Annotated in this window: 17 protein-coding genes and 1 pseudogene; 9 read left to right on the forward strand and 9 right to left on the reverse strand. The window is 62.4% G+C overall.

Annotation, left to right across the window (positions count from 1 at the left end):
• Positions 1-39: 39 nt before the first annotated feature.
• On the forward strand, positions 40-2,706 hold the full coding sequence (gene ppdK, locus K3163_RS07470; protein WP_221553670.1) for a pyruvate, phosphate dikinase: 2,667 nt from the start codon (positions 40-42) through the stop codon (positions 2,704-2,706).
• Here ppdK and K3163_RS07475 read toward each other — a convergent pair.
• Positions 2,703-3,461 carry a class I SAM-dependent methyltransferase gene (locus K3163_RS07475; RefSeq protein ID WP_221553671.1) on the reverse strand — a complete coding sequence of 253 codons (759 nt, stop codon included), beginning with the start codon at positions 3,459-3,461 and terminating at the stop codon, positions 2,703-2,705. The genes ppdK and K3163_RS07475 overlap by 4 nt on opposite strands.
• 54 nt (positions 3,462-3,515) lie before the next feature.
• Between K3163_RS07475 and K3163_RS13695 the strand changes: the two are divergent.
• The 5 genes and pseudogenes from K3163_RS13695 to K3163_RS07495 all read left to right on the forward strand — a co-directional run.
• Positions 3,516-3,737 (forward strand): annotated as a pseudogene (locus K3163_RS13695) (double zinc ribbon domain-containing protein); the annotation flags it as partial.
• Positions 3,738-3,746: 9 nt separating this feature from the next.
• Positions 3,747-4,283, forward strand: a complete 537-nt coding sequence (locus K3163_RS07480) for a ComF family protein (RefSeq protein WP_345719721.1) — start codon at positions 3,747-3,749, stop codon at positions 4,281-4,283.
• A 336-nt stretch (positions 4,284-4,619) separates the two neighbouring features.
• A complete protein-coding gene (gene hisI, locus K3163_RS07485) occupies positions 4,620-4,994 on the forward strand; it encodes a phosphoribosyl-AMP cyclohydrolase (RefSeq protein WP_221553672.1) in 375 nt (124 codons plus the stop codon).
• A 31-nt stretch (positions 4,995-5,025) separates the two neighbouring features.
• On the forward strand, positions 5,026-5,469 hold the full coding sequence (locus tag K3163_RS07490) for a MerR family transcriptional regulator (protein ID WP_221428498.1): 444 nt from the start codon (positions 5,026-5,028) through the stop codon (positions 5,467-5,469).
• Positions 5,470-5,523: 54 nt separating this feature from the next.
• A complete protein-coding gene (locus K3163_RS07495) occupies positions 5,524-7,329 on the forward strand; it encodes an acyl-CoA dehydrogenase C-terminal domain-containing protein (protein WP_221553673.1) in 1,806 nt (601 codons plus the stop codon).
• Positions 7,330-7,404: 75 nt separating this feature from the next.
• Here K3163_RS07495 and K3163_RS07500 read toward each other — a convergent pair whose 3' ends face one another.
• The 5 genes from K3163_RS07500 to tyrS form a co-directional block, all read right to left on the reverse strand.
• On the reverse strand, positions 7,405-9,810 hold the full coding sequence (locus tag K3163_RS07500; protein ID WP_221553674.1) for an alpha/beta hydrolase family protein: 2,406 nt from the start codon (positions 9,808-9,810) through the stop codon (positions 7,405-7,407).
• Between the two features lie 105 nt (positions 9,811-9,915).
• The gene (gene cysK, locus K3163_RS07505; protein WP_221553675.1) at positions 9,916-10,836 is read right to left on the reverse strand and encodes a cysteine synthase A; all 921 of its coding nucleotides are present in this window, start codon (positions 10,834-10,836) and stop codon (positions 9,916-9,918) included.
• Positions 10,833-12,143, reverse strand: coding sequence for an MFS transporter (locus K3163_RS07510; RefSeq protein ID WP_221553676.1), 1,311 nt, complete (start codon positions 12,141-12,143; stop codon positions 10,833-10,835). The genes cysK and K3163_RS07510 overlap by 4 nt, the downstream gene beginning before the upstream one ends.
• 74 nt (positions 12,144-12,217) lie before the next feature.
• The gene (locus K3163_RS07515; RefSeq protein WP_221428493.1) at positions 12,218-12,556 is read right to left on the reverse strand and encodes a PilZ domain-containing protein; all 339 of its coding nucleotides are present in this window, start codon (positions 12,554-12,556) and stop codon (positions 12,218-12,220) included.
• Positions 12,557-12,673: 117 nt separating this feature from the next.
• Positions 12,674-13,903: a tyrosine--tRNA ligase gene (gene tyrS / locus K3163_RS07520; RefSeq protein ID WP_221553677.1), complete on the reverse strand. Its 1,230-nt coding sequence runs from the start codon at positions 13,901-13,903 to the stop codon at positions 12,674-12,676.
• A gap of 32 nt (positions 13,904-13,935) precedes the next feature.
• Here tyrS and K3163_RS07525 point away from each other — a divergent pair, with 32 nt between their 5' ends.
• Both K3163_RS07525 and K3163_RS07530 read left to right on the forward strand, forming a co-directional pair.
• Complete coding sequence (locus K3163_RS07525) at positions 13,936-14,478, forward strand: DOMON-like domain-containing protein (protein ID WP_247712487.1); 543 nt, start codon at positions 13,936-13,938, stop codon at positions 14,476-14,478.
• The gene (locus K3163_RS07530; protein ID WP_221553678.1) at positions 14,475-15,677 is read left to right on the forward strand and encodes an exo-beta-N-acetylmuramidase NamZ family protein; all 1,203 of its coding nucleotides are present in this window, start codon (positions 14,475-14,477) and stop codon (positions 15,675-15,677) included. Before K3163_RS07525 ends, K3163_RS07530 begins: the two co-directional genes overlap by 4 nt.
• Positions 15,678-15,686: 9 nt before the next feature.
• Here K3163_RS07530 and K3163_RS07535 read toward each other — a convergent pair whose 3' ends face one another.
• Both K3163_RS07535 and K3163_RS07540 read right to left on the reverse strand, forming a co-directional pair.
• A complete protein-coding gene (locus K3163_RS07535) occupies positions 15,687-16,070 on the reverse strand; it encodes a hypothetical protein (protein ID WP_221553679.1) in 384 nt (127 codons plus the stop codon).
• A 65-nt stretch (positions 16,071-16,135) separates the two neighbouring features.
• Positions 16,136-17,317, reverse strand: coding sequence for a vWA domain-containing protein (locus K3163_RS07540; RefSeq protein ID WP_221428489.1), 1,182 nt, complete (start codon positions 17,315-17,317; stop codon positions 16,136-16,138).
• 155 nt (positions 17,318-17,472) lie between these two features.
• Here K3163_RS07540 and K3163_RS07545 point away from each other — a divergent pair, with 155 nt between their 5' ends.
• Positions 17,473-18,873: a methyl-accepting chemotaxis protein gene (locus tag K3163_RS07545; RefSeq protein WP_221553680.1), complete on the forward strand. Its 1,401-nt coding sequence runs from the start codon at positions 17,473-17,475 to the stop codon at positions 18,871-18,873.
• 76 nt (positions 18,874-18,949) lie between these two features.
• On the opposite strand, the gene K3163_RS07550 is transcribed toward K3163_RS07545, so the two are convergent.
• Complete coding sequence (locus K3163_RS07550) at positions 18,950-19,804, reverse strand: AAA family ATPase (RefSeq protein ID WP_221428487.1); 855 nt, start codon at positions 19,802-19,804, stop codon at positions 18,950-18,952.
• Positions 19,805-19,856 lie beyond the last annotated feature (52 nt).

Consider the following 19,856-nt stretch of genomic DNA (forward strand, 5'->3'; position numbering starts at 1 on the left):
ACCCTGTTCCAAGCGTTCCAAGCTGTAGGAATTGCGTTGATGAGTAACGACACGGTCTTCACCTTCGGCGGCGATGCTCCGCATTCGAATGCACGGCAGAAGGACAAGACCGTCACCGGCGGCAAGGGCGCGAACCTCGCCGAGATGGCAAGCATCGGCCTTCCGGTTCCTCCCGGTTTCACCATCGCGACGGAGGAATGCCTCAAGTACCTCGCTGGCGGCAGCGACTTCAGCGAAAAGCTGCGCAGCGACGTCGCCGAAGCGCTGAAGCATGTCGAGAAGACGGTCGGCAAGGCCTTCGGCGATGCATCGGACCCGCTGCTCGTCTCGGTGCGTTCGGGCGCGGCGATCTCGATGCCGGGCATGATGGACACCGTCCTCAACCTCGGCCTCAATGACGAGACGGTCGAAGGCCTCGCCAAGACCAGTGGCGACGAGCGTTTCGCCTGGGACAGCTACCGCCGCTTCATCCAGATGTATGGCGACGTCGTCCTCGGCGTCGATCACGGGCTGTTCGAAGAGGCGCTCGAGATCACAAAGGAAGACAATGGCTACTACGCCGACACCGAGCTTTCCGCCGAAGAATGGAAGACGCTCGTTGCCGAGTACAAGTCGATCGTCGAGCAGGAGCTGGGCAAGCCGTTCCCGCAGGACCCGAACGAGCAGCTCTGGGGCGCGATCAGCGCGGTGTTCGACAGCTGGGATACCGAGCGCGCGAAGGTCTATCGCCGCCTGAACGATATTCCGCACGACATGGGCACCGCCGTGAACGTGCAGGCCATGGTGTTCGGCAATATGGGCGATACTTCGGCAACCGGCGTTGCCTTCACCCGCGATCCCTCGACCGGTGAAAAGGCCTACTACGGCGAGTGGCTGGTCAATGCGCAGGGCGAGGACGTTGTCGCGGGTATCCGCACGCCGCAGTATCTCACCAAGGCTGCCCGCGAGGCTGCCGGGGCCGACAAGCCGAGCATGGAAGAAGCCATGCCCGAAGCCTTCGCAGAGCTGGCGCGCCTCTTCGACCTGCTCGAAAAGCATTACACCGACATGCAGGACATCGAGTTCACCGTGCAGCAGGGCAAGCTATGGCTGCTCCAGACGCGCAGCGGCAAGCGCACGGCAAAGGCAGCGCTCAAGCTTGCGGTCGACATGGTGGGCGAGGGGCTGATCGACGAGAAGACCGCGATTCTTCGCGTCGACCCGATGGCTCTCGACCAGCTGCTTCACCCGACGCTCGATCCCGACGCGCCGCGAGACGTGTTGACCACCGGGTTGCCCGCATCGCCGGGTGCAGCAAGCGGCAAAATAGTGCTCGATGCGGATACAGCAGAGCTGTGGGCCAACCGCGGCGAGAAGGTCATCCTCGTGCGCGTCGAAACCAGCCCCGAAGACATTCACGGCATGCACGCAGCAACCGGTATCCTTACCGCACGCGGCGGTATGACCAGCCACGCGGCAGTGGTTGCCCGCGGTATGGGTCGCCCCTGTGTGTCGGGCGCCTCGCAGGTCTCGATCGCGCGTGAAGGTCGCACGCTCACCCTCGGCAATCGCGAGCTGAAGGAAGGCGACACGATCACCATCGACGGCGCGAACGGCCAGGTCATGGCGGGCGAAGTCGCCACGATCGAACCCGAACTCGCCGGGGACTTCGGGACACTCATGGACTGGGCCGACAAGCATCGCCGCATGCGCGTTCGCACCAATGCCGAGACCGAGAACGACTGCCGCATGGCGCGCCAGTTCGGTGCCGAGGGCATCGGCCTGTGCCGAACTGAGCACATGTTCTTCGATGCCGACCGCATCAGCGCCGTGCGCCAGATGATCCTGGCCGATAACGAGGCGGGAAGGCGCGAAGCGCTCGCCAAGCTGCTGCCCGAACAGCGCGCCGATTTCGTGAAGATCTTCGAGGTGATGACGGGCCTTCCGTGCACCATCCGCCTGCTCGACCCGCCGCTCCACGAGTTCCTGCCACATGGCGATGCCGAGTTCGAGGAACTGGCCTCGGCCACGGGCAAGAGTGTGGACCAGCTGAAGCGCCGTGCGGGCGAGCTGCACGAATTCAATCCAATGCTTGGGCACCGTGGTTGCCGTCTCGGGATCACCTATCCCGAAATCTACGAAATGCAGGCGCGAGCAATCTTTGAGGCGGCTTGCGAAGTTGCAAAGAGCAGCGGCGAAGCGCCGGTGCCCGAAGTGATGATCCCGCTGGTCGCGACCCGCAAGGAGCTCGAGCTGCTCAAGGCGGTGGTCGACCGCGTAGCGGGGGAGGTCTTCGAAGCATCGGGCTGCAAGGTGGATTACCTCGTCGGCACGATGATCGAATTGCCGCGTGCTGCGCTGATGGCAGGCGAAATCGCCGAGGTGGGCGAATTCTTCAGCTTCGGCACCAACGATCTCACGCAGACGACGCTTGGCGTCAGCCGCGACGATGCCGGCCGTTTCCTGACTGACTATGTCGACAAGGGTATCTTCGCCCGCGACCCCTTCGTCAGCCTCGATGTGGACGGGGTGGGGCAGCTGGTTGAACTGGCCGCCGAACGCGGTCGCAAGACGCGCGACGGCATCAAGCTAGGCATCTGCGGTGAGCATGGCGGCGATCCTGCCAGTATCGCGTTCTGCGAGAAGACCGGGCTCGACTACGTCAGCGCCTCGCCTTATCGCGTACCGATCGCCCGGCTCGCAGCGGCACAGGCGAGCCTGCGCTAGTCTTTCCAGCCGGTTAGAGTCAGAACCTCGAAGGTTTCGAGGACGCGGCCCTGCTGGTTCGCGGCCTGCAGGAAGGCCTCGCGGGCGCGTTCAAGCGAATTCTTGCCGAGCGCCGGGGCGCGCGAGGCGAGGCTCGAACCCAGGCCCTGGTCACGCAGGTCAGAGACAAGCTTGTCGAGCGATCCGAACGAGACCTCGAGCGCATGGCTGTCCACTACCTGCCGCTTGAACAGCGCGCGTTGCATCAACGCCGAGGCGGCAGCATTGTCGACCAGCGGGTGCATCCGCGCAGCGGGCCTGTCCGGTTCTGCAGCGATCATCGCACGACGCAGGTTTGCGAGACTTCCCGCACCCACGATGCTGGCGATCATGATGCCGTCCTTGGTCAGAGCATTACGGATGTGGAGCAAGGCGCCGGGCAGATCGTTCACGCGGTCGAGTGAGGCGAGGCTCACTATCAAGTCATAGGGCGCACCCTCGATCGGTAGCTCCTCGTCCATCGTCCGGACATTCGCCTCATCGACCTTGGCTCCGCGGCCACGCAATGAGAGCGCAAGCGTGTCGGTCCAGTCACCGATGACAAGCACGCGCGCCGGTTCGAAGCGCATGAATTCGAGCCGGTCGAGAACATCCTCGACCATGTCCTGCAGGACGTAGCGTGCAGCGTCGCGCTGCGACTGGCGGACAAGCGCACGGCGCAGTCCGGCGCGACGGCGGTCGCGGCTGAAAATTCGGGGAGGGCTTTGCGAATCCATCGCGATGCACCTGCCGTGCTTGCATCGGCCGCGCAAGCCGTGCAGCAAGACCTTGTGGGGAGAGTAACCAAACTGCGTCAAACGCTTGGCGAGGGTTTAGCACCGATCGTCGACCTCGTTTATCCGCCTCGTTGCCCGTCTTGCGGCGAGGGTATCGGAGAGCATGGCGGGCTGTGCGCGGACTGCTGGATCGGCCTTGCCATCCCGACCGAACCGAGCTGCGCGCTCTGCCAGAGACCATTCGGTGATAGGGGACCGGGAGAGGGAGCAGCCTGTGCACCCTGTATGGCTGCGCCCCCGGTACATGACGGGATCGCTGCGGGAACGCTCTATACAGACACTGCGCGAAAACTTGTGCTGGCGCTCAAGCACGGACGCCGTATCGCCCTCGCACCGATGCTGGCACGACTAATTGCGGCCCGGTTGCCTGAAGCCGAGAGTGGGGGCAGGCTGATCGTGCCCGTTCCATTGCACCGTTGGCGCCTGTGGCAACGCGGCTTCAATCAGGCGGCCCTGCTGGCACGCGAGCTCGGACGGTCCGGGCAGGGTGAACTCTTCGTCGACGGGCTCAAACGTGTGAAGCGTACACCCAGCCTCGGAGGAATGGGGGCGAAAGCGCGGGCGAGGGTGCTTTCCGGCGCGATCTCGGTGCCACAGCCCGAGCGGATTAAGGGACGCCATATCCTGCTGGTGGACGACGTGCTCACTTCGGGCGCAACCAGCACGGCCTGCGTCAAGGCGCTCAAGCGTGCCGGGGCAAAATCGGTCGTGATAGCCTGCTTCGCGCGGGTGCTGGACGAGGCGCTGGAACACGCCGCATAAACGAAACGCCCGGGATCTCTCGATCCCGGGCGCCACGTGACGAAATACACCGGATCATGTTGGTGCTGCCCCCCAGCATGCACCAGATCCTATCCCTCATCGTTACCGGGTGCGCCGCATAAAACCCCCATGCGGCCGCGGACCCGGGACCCCCTGAACCTGGCGCTCTCGCGGCACCGTCGTTCCGGTGGACAGGCCACACATGACCTGTGAGAACGTTAATCTCCGAAAATGCCCGTTCCTCAAACAGGCTTGTTCCCCTATGTACGATTTTGGGATCAGCTTGTGGTTATCCTGCAACAAGATGTCGCAAACATACAAATAGCGGAGACAAGATTGTCCGACGCCAAGACCATGCGCGAGAGCGGTAGTGAATTCATGCCCAAGTTCGATGACAAGGGCCTGCTGACTGCGGTGGTTCTCGATGCCGATTCTTCGCAGGTTCTCATGGTAGCTTTCATGGACGAAGAAGCGCTTGAGGCTACCTTGGAAAGCGGTGAGGCGCATTTCCATTCGCGTTCGCGCGGCAAGCTTTGGAAGAAGGGCGAGACCTCCGGTAATGTCCTGAGCGTCGACGAGGTCCTGGTGGACTGTGATCAGGATGCCCTGGTGCTCAGATGTCGTCCGAAGGGGCCGACGTGCCACACCGGCGCCCGGAGCTGCTTCTATCGAAGGCTGGACGAGGGCATTCTCCAACCCGTCAATTCTTGACGCTTACGTAAACGTTGGGTAGGAAAGCGACATGACCCAGTCGCTTCCAATCCCAGAGAATGACCGTCGCCATGCAGGGGCGCATCTAGAGCGGCCCGACAAGCTCGAGCGTGAGCAGTATTCGATCTCCGATCTCACCAGCGAGTTCGGTTGTACGGCCCGCGCACTTCGTTTCTACGAGGACGAAGGGCTGATCGCTCCTTCGCGCGTCGGTCTGACCCGCATCTATTCAAAGCGCGATCGCGCTCGCCTTGCGTGGATCATGCGCGCCAAGAACGTCGGCTTCTCGCTGACCGAAATCCGCGAGATGATCGACCTGTACGATCTCGACGATGGCCGTGCCGAACAGCGGCGCGTCACGCTCGAGAAGTGCAGGAAGCACGTTGCCAAGCTGAAGGCGCAGCGTGCCGATATCGACAGTTCGATCAAGGAACTGACCGAGTTCATCGGGCTTGTCGAAGAACAGCTCGACTAATCTTTTCCTCCCCGGCGAGACGCCAGAAAAACAACCTCTCTCCAAGGACAAACAATGCCCACCTATACCGCTCCCACCCGCGACACGCGCTTCATCATCAACGAAGTCCTCGAGCTCGCGAATTACAGCAACCTTCCCGGTTTCGAGATGGCGACCGACGATGTGACCGATGCGGTCATCAATGAAGGCGGCAAGTTCTGCGCCGAGGTTCTCGCGCCGCTCAACCGCGTTGGCGACGAAGTGGGCTGCGTACGCAATGAAGACGGTTCGGTGACCACGCCTCCGGGTTTCAAGGAAGCCTTCGACCAGTTCCGCGAGGCAGGGTGGGGCACGCTCGCTCACTCGGAAGAATTCGGTGGGCAGGGCATGCCGCATGTCCTCGGCTTCGTGATGGAAGAGTTCATCTCCAGCGCGAACCAGGCTTTCGGAATGTATCCGGGCCTCACCAACGGCGCCATCAGTGCGCTGGTCGCAAAGGGTTCGGAAGAGCAGAAGGCAATGTACCTGCCGAAGATGGTCTCGGGCGAATGGACCGGCACCATGAACCTGACCGAGCCGCATTGCGGTACCGACCTCGGTATGATCCGCACAAAGGCGGAACCGCAGGCTGACGGCAGTTACGCGATCACCGGCACCAAGATCTTCATTTCGGCCGGCGAACACGACATGAGCGAGAACATCATCCATCTGGTGCTCGCCAAGACGCCGGGCGCGCCTGACAGCACCAAGGGTATTTCGCTGTTCGTGGTGCCGAAGTTCATCGTCAACGACGATGGTTCGGTTGGCGAACGCAATGGCGTGATGTGCGGTTCGATCGAGCACAAGATGGGCATCCACGGCAACTCGACCTGCGTGCTCAACTACGATGGCGCGAAGGGATGGCTTGTCGGTGAAGAGAACAAAGGCCTCGCTGCCATGTTCATCATGATGAACGCTGCGCGCCTCGGCGTCGGCATTCAGGGCCTGAGCCAGGCCGAAGTCGCTTATCAGAACGCCGTCGCCTACGCGCTCGACCGTCGTCAGGGCCGCGCCCTGACCGGTCCGGCAGAACCAGAAGCGCAGGCCGATCCGATCTTCGTGCACCCCGACGTTCGCCGGATGCTGATGGACGCCAAGTCCTTCACCGAGGGCATGCGCGCTCTTGCACTTTGGGGCGGCCTGCTGGTCGACCTGACGCACAAGGCACAGACCGAGGAAGAGCGCGAGGAAGCAGATCTCCTGCTCGGCCTGATGACCCCAGTCATCAAGGGCTACGGCACCGACAAGGGCTATGAAGTCGCCACCAACATGCAGCAGGTCTTCGGTGGCCACGGCTACATCGAGGAATGGGGCATGAGCCAGTTCGTGCGCGATGCCCGTATCGCCCAGATCTACGAAGGAACCAACGGTGTTCAGGCCATGGACCTTTGCGGACGCAAGCTCGCCCAGAAGGGCGGCGCAGCGGTGCAGGCGTTCTTCAAGCATGTCGGCGAGGAAATCGCTGCTGCGAAGGAAGTCGACGAGCTGAAGGAAATGGCAGAGCAGCTCGAAAAGGCACTCGGCCAGCAGCAGGCTGCGACCATGTGGTTCATGAACAATGCGATGCAGAACCCGAACCACCTCGGCGCGGGCGCACACCACTACATGCACATCATGGGCATCGTGACGCTCGGCCTGATGTGGCTCAAGATGGCCAAGGTCGCCGCTGCCAAGGTCGGCAGTGCCGGCGACGAGAAGGCCTTCTACGAGCAGAAGCTTGCCACCGCGCGCTATTACATGGACCGCTACCTGCCCGACGCAGGCGCACTGCGCCGCAAGCTCGAAGCCGGTAGCGACAGCTTGATGGCGCTTGGCGAGGATGCATTCGCAACCGCCGCCTAACACCCTAGGTCACGACACAAGAAAAGGGCGCCTCCCTCGCGGGTGGCGCCCTTTTCGTTTGGTTGCTCAGCTGGCTCAGTCGCCGGCCAGTTCTACCTCTTCAGGCTTCACATAGGTGTCGAACCAGTCGATCATTTCAGCGAGCGTGTGGAGCACGCTCTCGCTGCCGCGATAGCCGTGGCTCTCGTGCGGGAGCATGACCAGTCTGGCAGTACCGCCCGTGCCCTTGATCGCTGCGAACATGCGTTCGGACTGCTGCGGGAAGGTACCCGAGTTGTTGTCCTTCTCGCCGTGGATCAGCAGCATCGGCTCGTTGATCTTGTTCGCCGCCATGAAGGGCGAAAGCTTGTAGTAGGTTTCCGGCGTGTCCCAGAAGATCCGGCGTTCGGACTGGAAACCGAAGGGCGTGAGCGTGCGGTTGTACGCGCCCGAACGCGCGATCCCGGCGCGGAAGATGTCGCTCTGCGCCAAGAGGTGCGCGGTCATGAATGCGCCGTAGCTGTGGCCGCCCACGCCGACACGTTCGCCGTCACCGAAGCCGCGTCGGACGCTCTCGTCCACTGCGGCCTGCGCCGAGGCGACGATCTGCTCGATGAAGGTGTCGTTCACCGTCTCGGGATCGTCACCGATGACCGGCATCGCGGCGCGGTCCATCACGGCATAGCCCTGCATCAGGAAGAAGAGGTGCGAATAGCCACCCACGCGGGTGAAGCGGTAGTTGGAATCGCGCACCTGGCCTGCCGTTGCCGCGTCGTTGAACTCGCGCGGATAGGCCCAGACGACCACGGGCAGCTTGTCGCCCTCCTTGTAGCTCGGCGGGAGATAGAGCGTCGCGGTGAGGTCTACCCCGTCGGAGCGCTTGTAGGTGATGAGCTCGCGCTCGATCCCGCTGAGTTCGGGGTGGGGGTCCTTGAAGTCGGTGACGAAACGGGCATCGCCTGCCTCATGAAGGCGGAAGTTGCCGGGGTTCGTCGGGCTCTCGTAATAGGTGAGGAAGCTCGAGGCATCGTCGTTGGTCAGACCGACGACATATTCGAAGTTCTCGCCCGAGTTGCGCCAGATCTCGCTTGTCTCGGTCGTGACCAGATCGAAGCGGCGCAGGAACGGGCGATAGCCCTCGGGCGTCGCGCCCATGCCGCTCATGGTCAGTTGGCCGTCGTCCACCTTGGCGACGTAGTATCCGGCATCGTTCGGCACCGTGATCGGATTGCCCGGATCGGCATAGACATCCTGGTAGTTGCGGATGTTGAGCATGCGGGCCGGATCGCTGCCGGTCACATCGACCAGTGTCTGGCGCACTTCGCGGGTGTCGCGGTCATAGTCGACAACGATCAGGTCGTCGCTGTCCTCCAGACCGATCCATCCAGAATACCGGTCTTCCAGCTTGGCAATTTCGCGAGGGGCACCATCGAAGGGCGCCGCAAGCGTATAGACCGCATCGCGGACATCGGTTTCGACGCGCGGATCACCACCGTCCTGAGCCTCTGCCCAGACGAGAAGCGCATCTTCGTTGGGGTGCCATCCCACGGAGCGCCGTCCGGTCGGAACGCCCTGCACGGGCAGGTTGTCGGCCAGAGGCTGCTCGGCAATCGTCTGCACGAGCTTGCCGTCAGTCGTGTAAACGGCCGTCGTTGTCGGGAAACGATAGTAGGGAACCTGGTAGGAGAACGGTTTCTCCAGCCAGCTCGCAAGCAGGTATTTGCCGTCGGGCGAGGGTGCGATGCCGGTGTAGATGCGCGGCGGCAGGATCGTCGTGCCTTTGCCGTTGCGGAGATCGAACAGGCGGGGTTCGCTGGTTACGAGCCATTCGAAGAGGCGTTCGTCATAGGCATCCTTCAGCAGGTCCTGATAGGTCCGCGTCTGGGCCTCTTCACCGCCGGTTGCGTCCTGGATGGCGGGGCCGACGGGGGTCAGGCTCTCTACAGGCTTGGCGCCTCGGCCCTCGGGGATGGCGAGCGCCAGCAGCTTGCCGTCGGGCATCCAGCGAGGTTCGGCAAAGATCGCGTTGATCCCATCGCGCATCAGCGTGGTGACTTCGCCGGTCTCCACGTCGAGGACCATGAGCGCCATGCCGTCGGCCAGCGTGTTGGTGAAGGCGATCTTGCTTCCGTCGGGCGCCCAGTTGATGTCCGAGATGTCTGCATTGGCAGGAAGCGCAACTCGGCGGGTTTCACCGCTCGCGACGTCTTGCAGCATGAGGCCCACGACATTGCGCGGGTTGTGGCGATCGTTGGTCGCTGCATCGAGGCGCAGGCCGGCGAGCCGTTCCATCGGCTTCGCGAGCTCCGAAACCGGAGGCAGCGCTTCGCTCTCCATCAGCAGCATGGTGGACCCGTCTGGTGAGAGCGAAACCCCAGGGGAGGGCGCGCGCGTCACAATGTCGGCAATAGCGGCCGGCGGCGTGTCATAGGTCGATTGTGCGGCGAGCGGTGCGGCAATGGTCGCCGCGGCAAGCGCTGCGATGCTGGCGAAAGTCTTCATAAAAGGCAGTCCCTCCCTGTTCGCGTATTCCCAATGGGTTAGCGCGAGGTGGGGGGAACTGCCAATGCCTTCGTGGTGAGGGGTAAGCCCTTCGTGGAAAAGCGCTTATTCAGTGGGCAGGAAGTCCGGCACCGAGAGATAGCGCTCGCCCGTGTCGTAATTGAACCCGAGCACGCGGCTGCCTGCATCGAGCTCGGGCAGTTTCTTCGCGATGGCCGCGAGGGTCGCACCGCTGGAGATGCCGACCAGCAGGCCTTCCTTGGCAGCGCAGCGACGTGCCCATTCCTTGGCATCTTCGGGCTCGACCTGGATCGCGCCGTCAATGGCCTGAGTGTGGAGGTTTTCCGGTACGAAGCCTGCGCCGATGCCCTGGATCGGGTGAGGGCCGGGCTGCCCGCCGCTGATGACGGGTGAAAGTGTGGGCTCGACGGCATAGGCCTTCATGCCGGACCACGTTTCCTTCAGGACCTCTGCGCAGCCTGTAAGGTGGCCGCCGGTGCCAACGCCGGTGATCATCACGTCGATCGGGCTGTCGGCGAAATCGGCGAGGATTTCCTTGGCCGTGGTACGCTTGTGGACTTCGAAGTTCGACGGGTTGTCGAACTGGCTTGGCATCCATGCGCCATCTATCTGGTCGACGAGCTCTTCGGCCCGCTGGATCGCGCCCTTCATGCCGCCTTCCTTGGGCGTCAGGTCGAAGGTCGCACCATAGGCAAGCATCAGGCGGCGACGTTCGAGGCTCATGCTTTCCGGCATCACGAGGATGAGCTTGTAGCCCTTAACCGCTGCCGCCATTGCGAGGCCGATACCGGTGTTGCCGCTGGTCGGCTCCACGATGGTCCCACCGGGCTTCAGCTTGCCGGCTTTCTCGGCATCCTCGACCATGGCGAGGCCGATGCGGTCCTTGATCGAACCGCCCGGATTGGCGCGCTCGCTCTTCACCCAGACCTCGTGGTCGGGAAACAGGCGCGAGAGGCGGATGTGGGGTGTGCCGCCGATGGTTTCGAGGACGGACTGGGCTTTCATGGCATCTGCTCCTGCAGCTTTTCTTCCGGGGTTGGTTCTAGCAATTCATCAGGCGGGTCGAAGGTCCGCGTAGTGCGCAGGACCGGGAACAACCGGCTCCACAAGGCAACCGTCGCGATCGCCCCGGCACCGCCGCTGACCACGGCTGCTACGGGACCTATCGCATAGGCGAGGCTGCCGGAAAAGAAGTCGCCGAATTCATTCGAGGCGCTGATAGTCAGCAAGCTGACGGAAGAAACGCGTCCACGCTTCTCGTCCGGGGTATGCAGCTGGATCAGCGACTGGCGGATATAGACGCTGAACATGTCCGCCGCGCCCACGATGAACAGCATTGCGAGGCTGAGCGGCATCGAAGTCGAGAAACCGAAGACGATCGTGGCGAGCCCGAAAAGTGCAACCGCCCAGAGCATCTTGGGACCGACATTGGTCTTCAGCGGCCTGAAGCTGAACCATAGCGCGGTCAGCGCGGCTCCGACAGCCGGTGCCATGGCCAATTGCGCGAGGCCCGTTTCTCCGACTTCCAGGATGTCGCGGGCGTAGACCGGAAAGAGCGCGGTGGCCCCGGCGAGGAATACGGCAAAGAGGTCGAGTGTGATGGCTCCGAGCACCATCTTGTTGCGCACCACGTAGCGCAGGCCCTCCACCATGGCATGGATCGGCCGCTGGTTCTGCGGGCGCGGTGGCTGGGGAACCTTGCCGATGAAGGAGAGCGCGGTGGCGGAAAAGAGGAACAGTCCGACCGCTGCGGCATAGGGCAGGGCGGGCACCACTGCGTAGAGGTAGCCGCCGAGCGCGGGCCCGACGATCATGCCGACCTGCCACGAGATGCTTGAGAGCGCGATCGCGTTGGGCAGGATCGTTTTGGGCACGAGGTTCGGCGCAAGGGCCGAGAATGCCGGCCCTGCAAAGGCGCGCGAGATACCCAGCAGAATGGCTACGCCGAAAATCCAGGTGAGCGAGATCGTCTCGCTCCAGGTCAGCCACGCGAGAATGCCTGCGCAAAGCAGCTGCAGCAGGACCATCAGGCGGCCGAGGTTGCGACGGTCGAAATGATCGGCGGCCCAGCCGGAGAACGGCGTCAGAATGAATAGCGGGACGAATTGGAGCAGGCCGATAAGTGCAAGCTGGCCCGAAGCCTCGCCCACGCTCATGCCGCCGTCGCGGGCGATGTTGTAGGTCTGCCAGCCGATGATGAGCATCATCGCATATTGCGCGAGCGTCATCGTCAGGCGCGAAAGCCAGTAGGCGCGGAAATTCGGTATCCGCAGCGGCGATGTTTCGGCAGGTGTGTCGGCGGCGGAAGTCACGCCAGACGCATGGCAGGCGCCCCTTCGCTTGTGAAGAGACGCCTGCTTTTGAATTCAGAACTGAATGTTGGCGATCAGCGCATCTTGCGCAGGCGCGGATTGGGCTGGATCGTGTCGATCAGCGCCAGGAAGTCGTCCACGCGGATGATCCGTTCGAACTGGAAGCCCGCGCGATTGTCGCGGCACCAGATGCAGTAGGCCTCGATACGGCCAATGACCGGGAGGCGAACGACGATGCGCTCGCCGCGGTTCACGCCGTCGGCGTCATCGATCATGAAACCGTTGGCCGAAATGTTCGCGATATGCATGCGCATGTCGCCCTTGCCGAAGTGCTCGGCAATGACGGGATGGTCGACCGGATGGCGCGCCATGCGGCGCTGGTCGGTAACGCTGAGTTGTGCTCCGGCACTCATGCGACGTGAACCCTCTTGTTATTTCTCTATGACCCGCTCCCTAATCGCCCAGAAAGGCTGATAAATGGTAAACCGGCGGGTCACTTTTCCCGCGGGGAGGGTCTCCCGCGAGGAAAATCAGCGGCGCAGGATGCCGTGCTTCTTCTTGCCGAGAGAGAGCTTCACCTCGCCACCTTCTTCGATTTCGACGAGGTGACCAGGGTCCGAAACCGCTTCGCCGTCAAGCTTCACAGCGCCCTCGGCAAGCTTGCGCTTTGCCTCGCCGTTGGAGGCCGTGAAACCGATCGCGGTGAGCGCCGCGCCGATGCGCATGCCTTCCGCGCCGACCGAGAGTGTTGGCAGGTCTTCACCGGCACCCCCGCCGGCAAAGGTTTCCGCTGCGGTCTTGGCCGCAGTCTCGGCGGCCTCGCGGCCACGCACGAGCGCGGTGACTTCGTTGGCGAGCACGGTCTTGGCATCATTGATCTGGGCGCCCTCGAGCGATTCGAGGCGTTCGATCTCTTCGAGCGGCAAGTCGGTGAAGAGGCGCAGGAAGCGGCCCACGTCGCGGTCGTCTACATTGCGCCAGTACTGCCAGAAATCGTAGCTCGGCAGCTGTGCTTCGTTGAGCCAGACCGCACCTGCAGCGGTCTTGCCCATCTTCGAACCGTCTGCCGTGGTAAGCAGCGGCGTGGTCAGGCCGAACAGCTCGCGTCCGTCCATGCGGCGGGCAAGCTCCATGCCGTTGACGATATTGCCCCACTGGTCGCTTCCACCCATCTGCAGGCGGCAGTCGTAACGCTGCGCCAGCTCGCGGAAATCGTAGGCCTGCAGGATCATGTAATTGAATTCGAGGAAGGTCAGCGGCTGTTCGCGGTCGAGGCGCAGCTTCACCGAATCGAAGGTCAGCATGCGGTTTACCGTGAAGTGCGGGCCGACATCGCGCAGCAGTTCGATGTAGCCGAGTTGGCTCAGCCATTCGTCATTGTTGACCATGACTGCATCGGTCGGGCCGTCGCCGAAGGTGAGGAGGCGTTCGAACACCTCGCGAATACCCGCGATGTTCGCATCGATATCCGCATCCGTGAGCATCTTGCGGCTTTCGTCCTTGCCGGACGGATCGCCCACCTTGGTCGTCCCGCCGCCCATGACCACGATCGGCTTGTGGCCGGCTTGCTGGAGGCGGCGCAGCATCATGATCTGGACCAGGCTTCCGACGTGAAGACTCGGCGCGGTCGCATCGAAACCGATATAGCCCGGCACGACCTGCCGCGCGGCAAGGGCGTCCAGTCCTTCCGCATCGGTAATCTGGTGGATATAGCCGCGCTCTTCGAGCAGACGCAGGAGTTCGGATTTGTAGGTGCTCATGACGGAGCGCCCGCTAGCATGGGTATTTGTAATTGGAAACGCATGAACTGAGCGCACACCGCGCCTATCCGCCGTTGATGGTCTCGGCGGTCCGCGCGAGCATCATATCGCGCGACGAGAACTGGCTGCGCCTGCGCTGGCGGATCGAAGGCTCGGGCAAGCTCGTCGTGCCGCCGTTTGCAGGGCGGGGCAGGGCCGACGAATTGTGGCGTACGACCTGTTTCGAGCTCTTCCTCAAGCCCGACGGGGGCGAGGCGTACAGCGAGTTCAACCTGTCACCTTCCGAGCGCTGGGCAGCTTACGATTTCTCCTCGCGCCGTGACGGGATGGAGAATCGGCCCGCTCCGCGCGAGCCCGATTGCACGATGCGCCAGGGCAGCAGCTTTGCCATCTTCGATGCAGCCATCCCCGCCGCGGCGCTTCCCCGGAGCGATTGCGATGCAGGTCTGACCTGCGTTCTGGAGGAAGAAGGCGGCATCAAGAGCTTCTGGGCGCTATATCACCCGCAAGACGAGCCCGATTTTCACGATCCCGCTTGCTTCACCGCGCGGCTTCCGGCACGCACAACCTCATGAAATTCGGCATAGACCGCCTCCTCACCGAAGACGATCTGCGCGCACCGCTGGAAGGCCAGCGAGTATCGCTCATCGCTCATCCTGCTTCTGTCACCGCACAGCTCGATCACTCGCTCGACGCCCTCATCGAAAAGGGCGTGAACGTGACCTCGGCCTTCGGACCGCAGCACGGCCTCAAGGGCGACAAGCAGGACAATATGGTCGAGACCGAGGACGAGACCGATCCCCGGTACAACATTCCGGTGTTCAGCCTGTATGGTGAAGTGCGCCGCCCGACCGGCCAGATGATGTCGAGCGCGGACGTGTTCATCTATGACCTTCAAGACCTCGGCTGCCGGATCTACACCTTCGTCACGACGCTGCTCTACCTGCTGCAGGAAGCCGAGAAATCGGGGAAATCCGTATGGGTACTGGACCGGCCCAATCCGGCAGGCGGCCCGGTCGAGGGAACCTTGCTGCTGCCAGGTCAGGAAAGCTTCGTGGGCGCCGCTCCGATGGTGATGCGTCACGGCATGACCATGGGCGAGATGGGGCACTGGTTCGTCAAGCACTTCAATCTCGATGTCGATTACCGCGTGATCGAGATGGAGGGTTGGAAGCCCGGCAAGGCGCCGGGATACGGGTGGCCGCAAGACCGGGTCTGGATCAATCCAAGTCCGAATGCCGCGAGCCTCAACATGGCGCGGGCCTATGCCGGCACGGTCATGCTCGAAGGAACGACGCTGAGCGAGGGCAGGGGGACGACCCGCCCGCTCGAAGTCCTGTTCGGCGCCCCCGACATCGATGCGGGGGCCGTGCTGGCGGAGATGAAATCACTTGCTCCGGCATGGCTACGCGGCTGCCATTTGCGCGAATGCTGGTTCGAACCGACTTTCCACAAGCACGCAGGAACGCTCTGTAACGGGCTGATGATCCACGCAGAAGGTCCGTTCTACGATCATCACGAATTCCAACCATGGCGCCTGCAAGCGCTCGCTTTCAAGGCAATTCGCAATCTTTATCCCGACTACGAGATCTGGCGCGATTTCCCCTACGAGTACGAGTTCGACCGGCTCGCGATCGACGTGATCAACGGCGGTCCGGCGCTACGCGAATGGGTGGACGACAGCGACGCAGAGGCCGGCGATCTCGATGCCATTGCGAATGCTGACGAGCAGGCCTGGCGCGAGACCATCGCGCCGCATCTCATCTACGGTTGAGCGGAAGGCTTATTCGGCCGGAACGAGTTTCGGCTCGCCGGCGGGCTTTGGAAGCGGGCGGACATCGTCCGTATTCCCGCGCATCACTAGCACGCTGCACCCGTCGATCCGGTGGTCGACCGCGGCAATCACCATGGGCTCCTCGGGCTTGCCGGTGTCATCCTCGAGTTCGGGCTGGCCGGTTTCCTCGCGCACCTCGCGGATACGGTCGCGGCAGTTCTCGTCCTCCGCGGTCGCCTCTTCGATGGTCTCCCAGCGGGAAGCGGGTTCTTCATAGGCGGGCATATCGAGCTTGCTGTGCGGCTCGGGCGGCGGAGCGTCCTGAGCGCTGGCGATACCAGATGCCAAACCGCCGCTAAGCACCGCGAAAGCGAAAAGTGACAGGTTTTTCATGGCATTCTCCCCAATACTTCGCCGAGACTAGGCCGGAGAGACTATACCGAGGATGAATGCCCGGCTCAGCCCTGCTTGCGGCTCAGCTCGCGCATGGCATCATCCAGCCCTTCGAGCGAGAGTGGATACATCCGGTCATTGACCAGCTGCTTCATCACCTTGGTCGATTGCGAATAGCCCCACTGCTTCTCGGGAACGGGGTTCAGCCAGACCGTGGCAGGATAGGTATTCACCACCCGCTGCATCCAGGTTGCGCCGGCTTCCTCGTTCATATGCTCGACGCTGCCGCCGGGGTGGGTGATCTCGTAAGGGCTCATCGCCGCGTCACCGACGAAGACGACCTTGTAGTCGTGGCCGTATTTGTGGAGCACGTCCCAGGTCTTGGTGCGTTCCTGCCAGCGGCGGCGGTTGTCCTTCCAGACACCTTCGTAGAGGCAGTTGTGGAAGTAGAAGAATTCGAGGTTCTTGAACTCGCTGGTGGCCGCGCTGAACAGTTCCTCGGTGATCTTGATGAAGGGATCCATCGATCCGCCGACATCGAGGAAGAGCAAGAGCTTGACCGCATTGTGCCGTTCGGGGCGCATGTGGATGTCGAGCCAGCCCTGCTTGGCGGTACCGTCGATCGTCGCGTCGAGATCGAGCTCGTCCGCCGCACCTTCACGGGCGAAGCGGCGCAGGCGGCGCAGCGCCATCTTGATGTTGCGCGTGCCCAGTTCCTTGGTGTTGTCGAGGTTCTTGAACTCGCGTTTGTCCCAGACCTTGAGCGCGCGCTTGTGCTTGCTCTCGCCGCCGATCCGCACGCCTTCGGGATTGTAGCCCGAGTTGCCGAAGGGCGAGGTGCCACCGGTACCGATCCACTTGTTGCCGCCCTGATGGCGCTTTTCCTGCTCCTCGAGGCGCTTCTTCAGCGTCTCCATGATCTCGTCCCAGTCGCCCAGGCTCTTGATCGCCTCCATCTCCTCTTCGGAGAGGAATTTCTCGGCGACTGCCTTCAGCCAGTCCTCGGGAATGTCGACGGGGTTCTGCCCGTAATCGGTCAGGATGCCTTTGAAAACTTTCGAGAAGACCTGGTCGAAGCGGTCGATCAGGCCCTCGTCCTTCACGAAGGTCGCTCGGCTCAGGTAATAGAAGCTTTCCGGCGTCTGCTCGATAACCTCGCGATCGAGGGCTTCGAGCAGGGTGAGGTGCTCCTTGAAACTGGCGGGAATGCCCGCGGCGCGCAGCTCGTCTACGAAATTGAAGAACATGATCTCTGCCTAGGGAAAAGCGATGCCGTAGGCCAGTGGCAAAACGCAACTGGAGGCGAGGTTCGCATTTTGTAGATTTTCGCCAGTCTTAATTCGCTGATAACCATTTTCTCCTAGTGACCGGCGTGCAAAAGACCAAAAAGGGGTCAGCACATATGGAACTGAATGCCATCGATGCACGGGGAGCATCGGCGCTGGATAAAATTCCCGAGGCCTGCGGCAAGGTAACCGTTGGATGTTCGGATGTCGCCGGGATCGTCCAGGCAGTGATCGACAGTTCGGGCGTCTTGCGCGCCGAGCACATCGAACTGCAGGGTACCGTCAAGGAACTGGAAGCGGATCAGCGCAAGGTCGCAGAAGCTAGCGACGAAGCGCGCCTTCTCTCTGCTCGCGCCATCGAACGTCTGGGACTCGGCACCAGCCAGATCCAGTCCTCGCTGCAGCAGATCACCGACCTGCTCGACCTCGTCGAAACGCTGGCAACCCATGTCACGGGCTTTGCTGCCGCGATGGACCAGGTGAAGCGCTGTTCGCAGGACATCGAACAGATCGCGGAAACCACCAACATCCTCGCTCTCAACGCTACCATCGAAGCGATGCGTGCAGGCGAGGCCGGTCGCACCTTTGCCGTGGTCGCCAACGAGGTGAAGACCCTCGCGGGCGAAACCCGCAAGGCTACAGACGAGATCAGCGACGTGATCGAAACTCTCGGCAGCGAGGCTTCGACCGTGATCGAGCGTATCGAGGCAGGCGCGAAGGCGTCGAACGAGGCCAAGTCCTCGGTCGCCAGCATCGATGCTACCATCGCAGGTGTCAGCCAGTTGGTGGAAGAAGTCGACCAGCAGAACGACCAGATCACCCGCGCAACCGGCATGATGACCGAACACGTCGACCGCGTTTCGTCGGTGCTCGACAGCTACGACCGCGCTGCGAACGAGAACGAGGAACGCCTCGCCACCGCACACGACCGCATCGAGGACCTCGAGCTTACGGCGAGCGAGATGTTCGATCGCATCGTCAAGGCGGGCCTGTCACCTCAGGACAGCCAGCTCGTCGAGCGTGCGCTCGAGCATGCGAGGAACCTGTCGAGAATCGCCGAGGAAGCGATTGCTCGCGGCGATATCACGATGGAGGAGCTGTTCGACACGAATTACGTGCCGGTGCAGGGGACCAACCCGCAGCTCTATCGCAGCAAGGCCAGCGACTGGGCGGACAACAACTGGCGCCCGGTTATCGACGAGGTCGTCTCGGAAGGGGGCGCGATCAAGATGTGCTCGCCTGCCGATATGAACGGCTTCCTGCCGACCCACGTCTCCGAGCGTTCGCGCAAGCCGACCGGCGATGTGGTTCACGACACCACCTATTGCCGCAACGGCCGCATCCTGCTCGACACGATCGACAAGAAGGCCAAGAAGAACACGGACGATTACATGATGGCCGTCTACCGCCAGGAAGGCGATGGCACGAACTACCTCGTGGTTCGCAACGTCTACGTCCCGCTGTACATCAACGGACGTCGCTGGGGCGATTCCGAGCTCGCCTACAGCTTCGGCTGATCACCAGATCCCCAAGGAAAAGGGCCGGGAAGCACAATCAGCTTCCCGGCCCTTTCTGTTTGCCTGAAGCGCGCGATCAGGTCTGGCGGCGTGCCATGAACGCGAGGCGTTCGAACATCATCACGTCCTGCTCGTTCTTGAGCAGCGCGCCATGCAACGGCGGGATGGCGCTGTTGGGGTTGCTGTCCTGCAGCACTTCGAGCGGCATGTCCTCGTTCAGCAGCAGCTTGAGCCAGTCGAGCAATTCGCTGGTGCTGGGCTTCTTCTTGAGGCCGGGCACATCGCGCAGTTCGTAGAAGATCTCCATCGCCTTGGTGACGAGGTTCTTCTGGATGTCGGGGAAGTGCACCTCGATGATGTCGCGCATCGTGTCGCGGTCGGGAAACTTGATGTAGTGGAAGAAGCAGCGGCGCAGGAAAGCGTCGGGCAGTTCCTTCTCGTTGTTCGAGGTGATGACGACGATGGGGCGTTCCTTCGCCTCGATCCGCTCATGTGTCTCGTAAACGTCGAAGCTCATGCGATCGAGTTCCTGGAGGAGATCGTTCGGAAACTCGATGTCGGCCTTGTCGATCTCGTCGATCAGCAGGACCGGGAGCTGTTCGGAAGTGAAGGCTTCCCACAGCTTGCCCTTCTTGATGTAGTTCGAGATGTCGTGGACGCGCTCGTCGCCGAGCTGGCCGTCGCGCAGGCGCGCGACCGCGTCATACTCGTAGAGACCCTGCTGCGCCTTGGTGGTCGACTTGACGTTCCACTCGATCAGCGGTGCGTCGATGGCCTTGGCGATTTCGTGCGCCAGCACCGTCTTGCCGGTCCCGGGTTCGCCCTTCACGAGCAGCGGGCGGCGCAGCGTGACTGCGGCGTTGACAGCGACCTTGAGATCGTCGGTCGCGATGTAGGAGCTGGTACCTTCAAAGCGGGTCGGTTCGGACATCGGTTTTCCCTTGCAACTTTACGTTTGCGTTAGGGGCAAGCGCCGGAGCACG

Source organism: Qipengyuania xiapuensis, assembly GCF_019711395.1.
GTDB classification, from domain to species: Bacteria; Pseudomonadota; Alphaproteobacteria; order Sphingomonadales; family Sphingomonadaceae; genus Qipengyuania; species Qipengyuania xiapuensis.

Coding starts and splice junctions, on each gene's coding strand:
- K3163_RS07480 (WP_345719721.1), top strand. CDS start 3,747: ATGGCTGCGCCCCCGGTACATGACGGGATCGCTGCGGGAACGCTCTAT.
- K3163_RS07535 (WP_221553679.1), bottom strand. CDS start 16,070: ATGAAAAACCTGTCACTTTTCGCTTTCGCGGTGCTTAGCGGCGGTTTG.
- K3163_RS07515 (WP_221428493.1), bottom strand. CDS start 12,556: ATGAGTGCCGGAGCACAACTCAGCGTTACCGACCAGCGCCGCATGGCG.
- K3163_RS07495 (WP_221553673.1), top strand. CDS start 5,524: ATGCCCACCTATACCGCTCCCACCCGCGACACGCGCTTCATCATCAAC.
- K3163_RS07545 (WP_221553680.1), top strand. CDS start 17,473: ATGGAACTGAATGCCATCGATGCACGGGGAGCATCGGCGCTGGATAAA.
- tyrS (WP_221553677.1), bottom strand. CDS start 13,903: ATGAGCACCTACAAATCCGAACTCCTGCGTCTGCTCGAAGAGCGCGGC.
- K3163_RS07475 (WP_221553671.1), bottom strand. CDS start 3,461: ATGGATTCGCAAAGCCCTCCCCGAATTTTCAGCCGCGACCGCCGTCGC.
- cysK (WP_221553675.1), bottom strand. CDS start 10,836: ATGAAAGCCCAGTCCGTCCTCGAAACCATCGGCGGCACACCCCACATC.
- K3163_RS07500 (WP_221553674.1), bottom strand. CDS start 9,810: ATGAAGACTTTCGCCAGCATCGCAGCGCTTGCCGCGGCGACCATTGCC.
- ppdK (WP_221553670.1), top strand. CDS start 40: ATGAGTAACGACACGGTCTTCACCTTCGGCGGCGATGCTCCGCATTCG.
- K3163_RS07530 (WP_221553678.1), top strand. CDS start 14,475: ATGAAATTCGGCATAGACCGCCTCCTCACCGAAGACGATCTGCGCGCA.
- K3163_RS07540 (WP_221428489.1), bottom strand. CDS start 17,317: ATGTTCTTCAATTTCGTAGACGAGCTGCGCGCCGCGGGCATTCCCGCC.
- K3163_RS07490 (WP_221428498.1), top strand. CDS start 5,026: ATGACCCAGTCGCTTCCAATCCCAGAGAATGACCGTCGCCATGCAGGG.
- K3163_RS07550 (WP_221428487.1), bottom strand. CDS start 19,804: ATGTCCGAACCGACCCGCTTTGAAGGTACCAGCTCCTACATCGCGACC.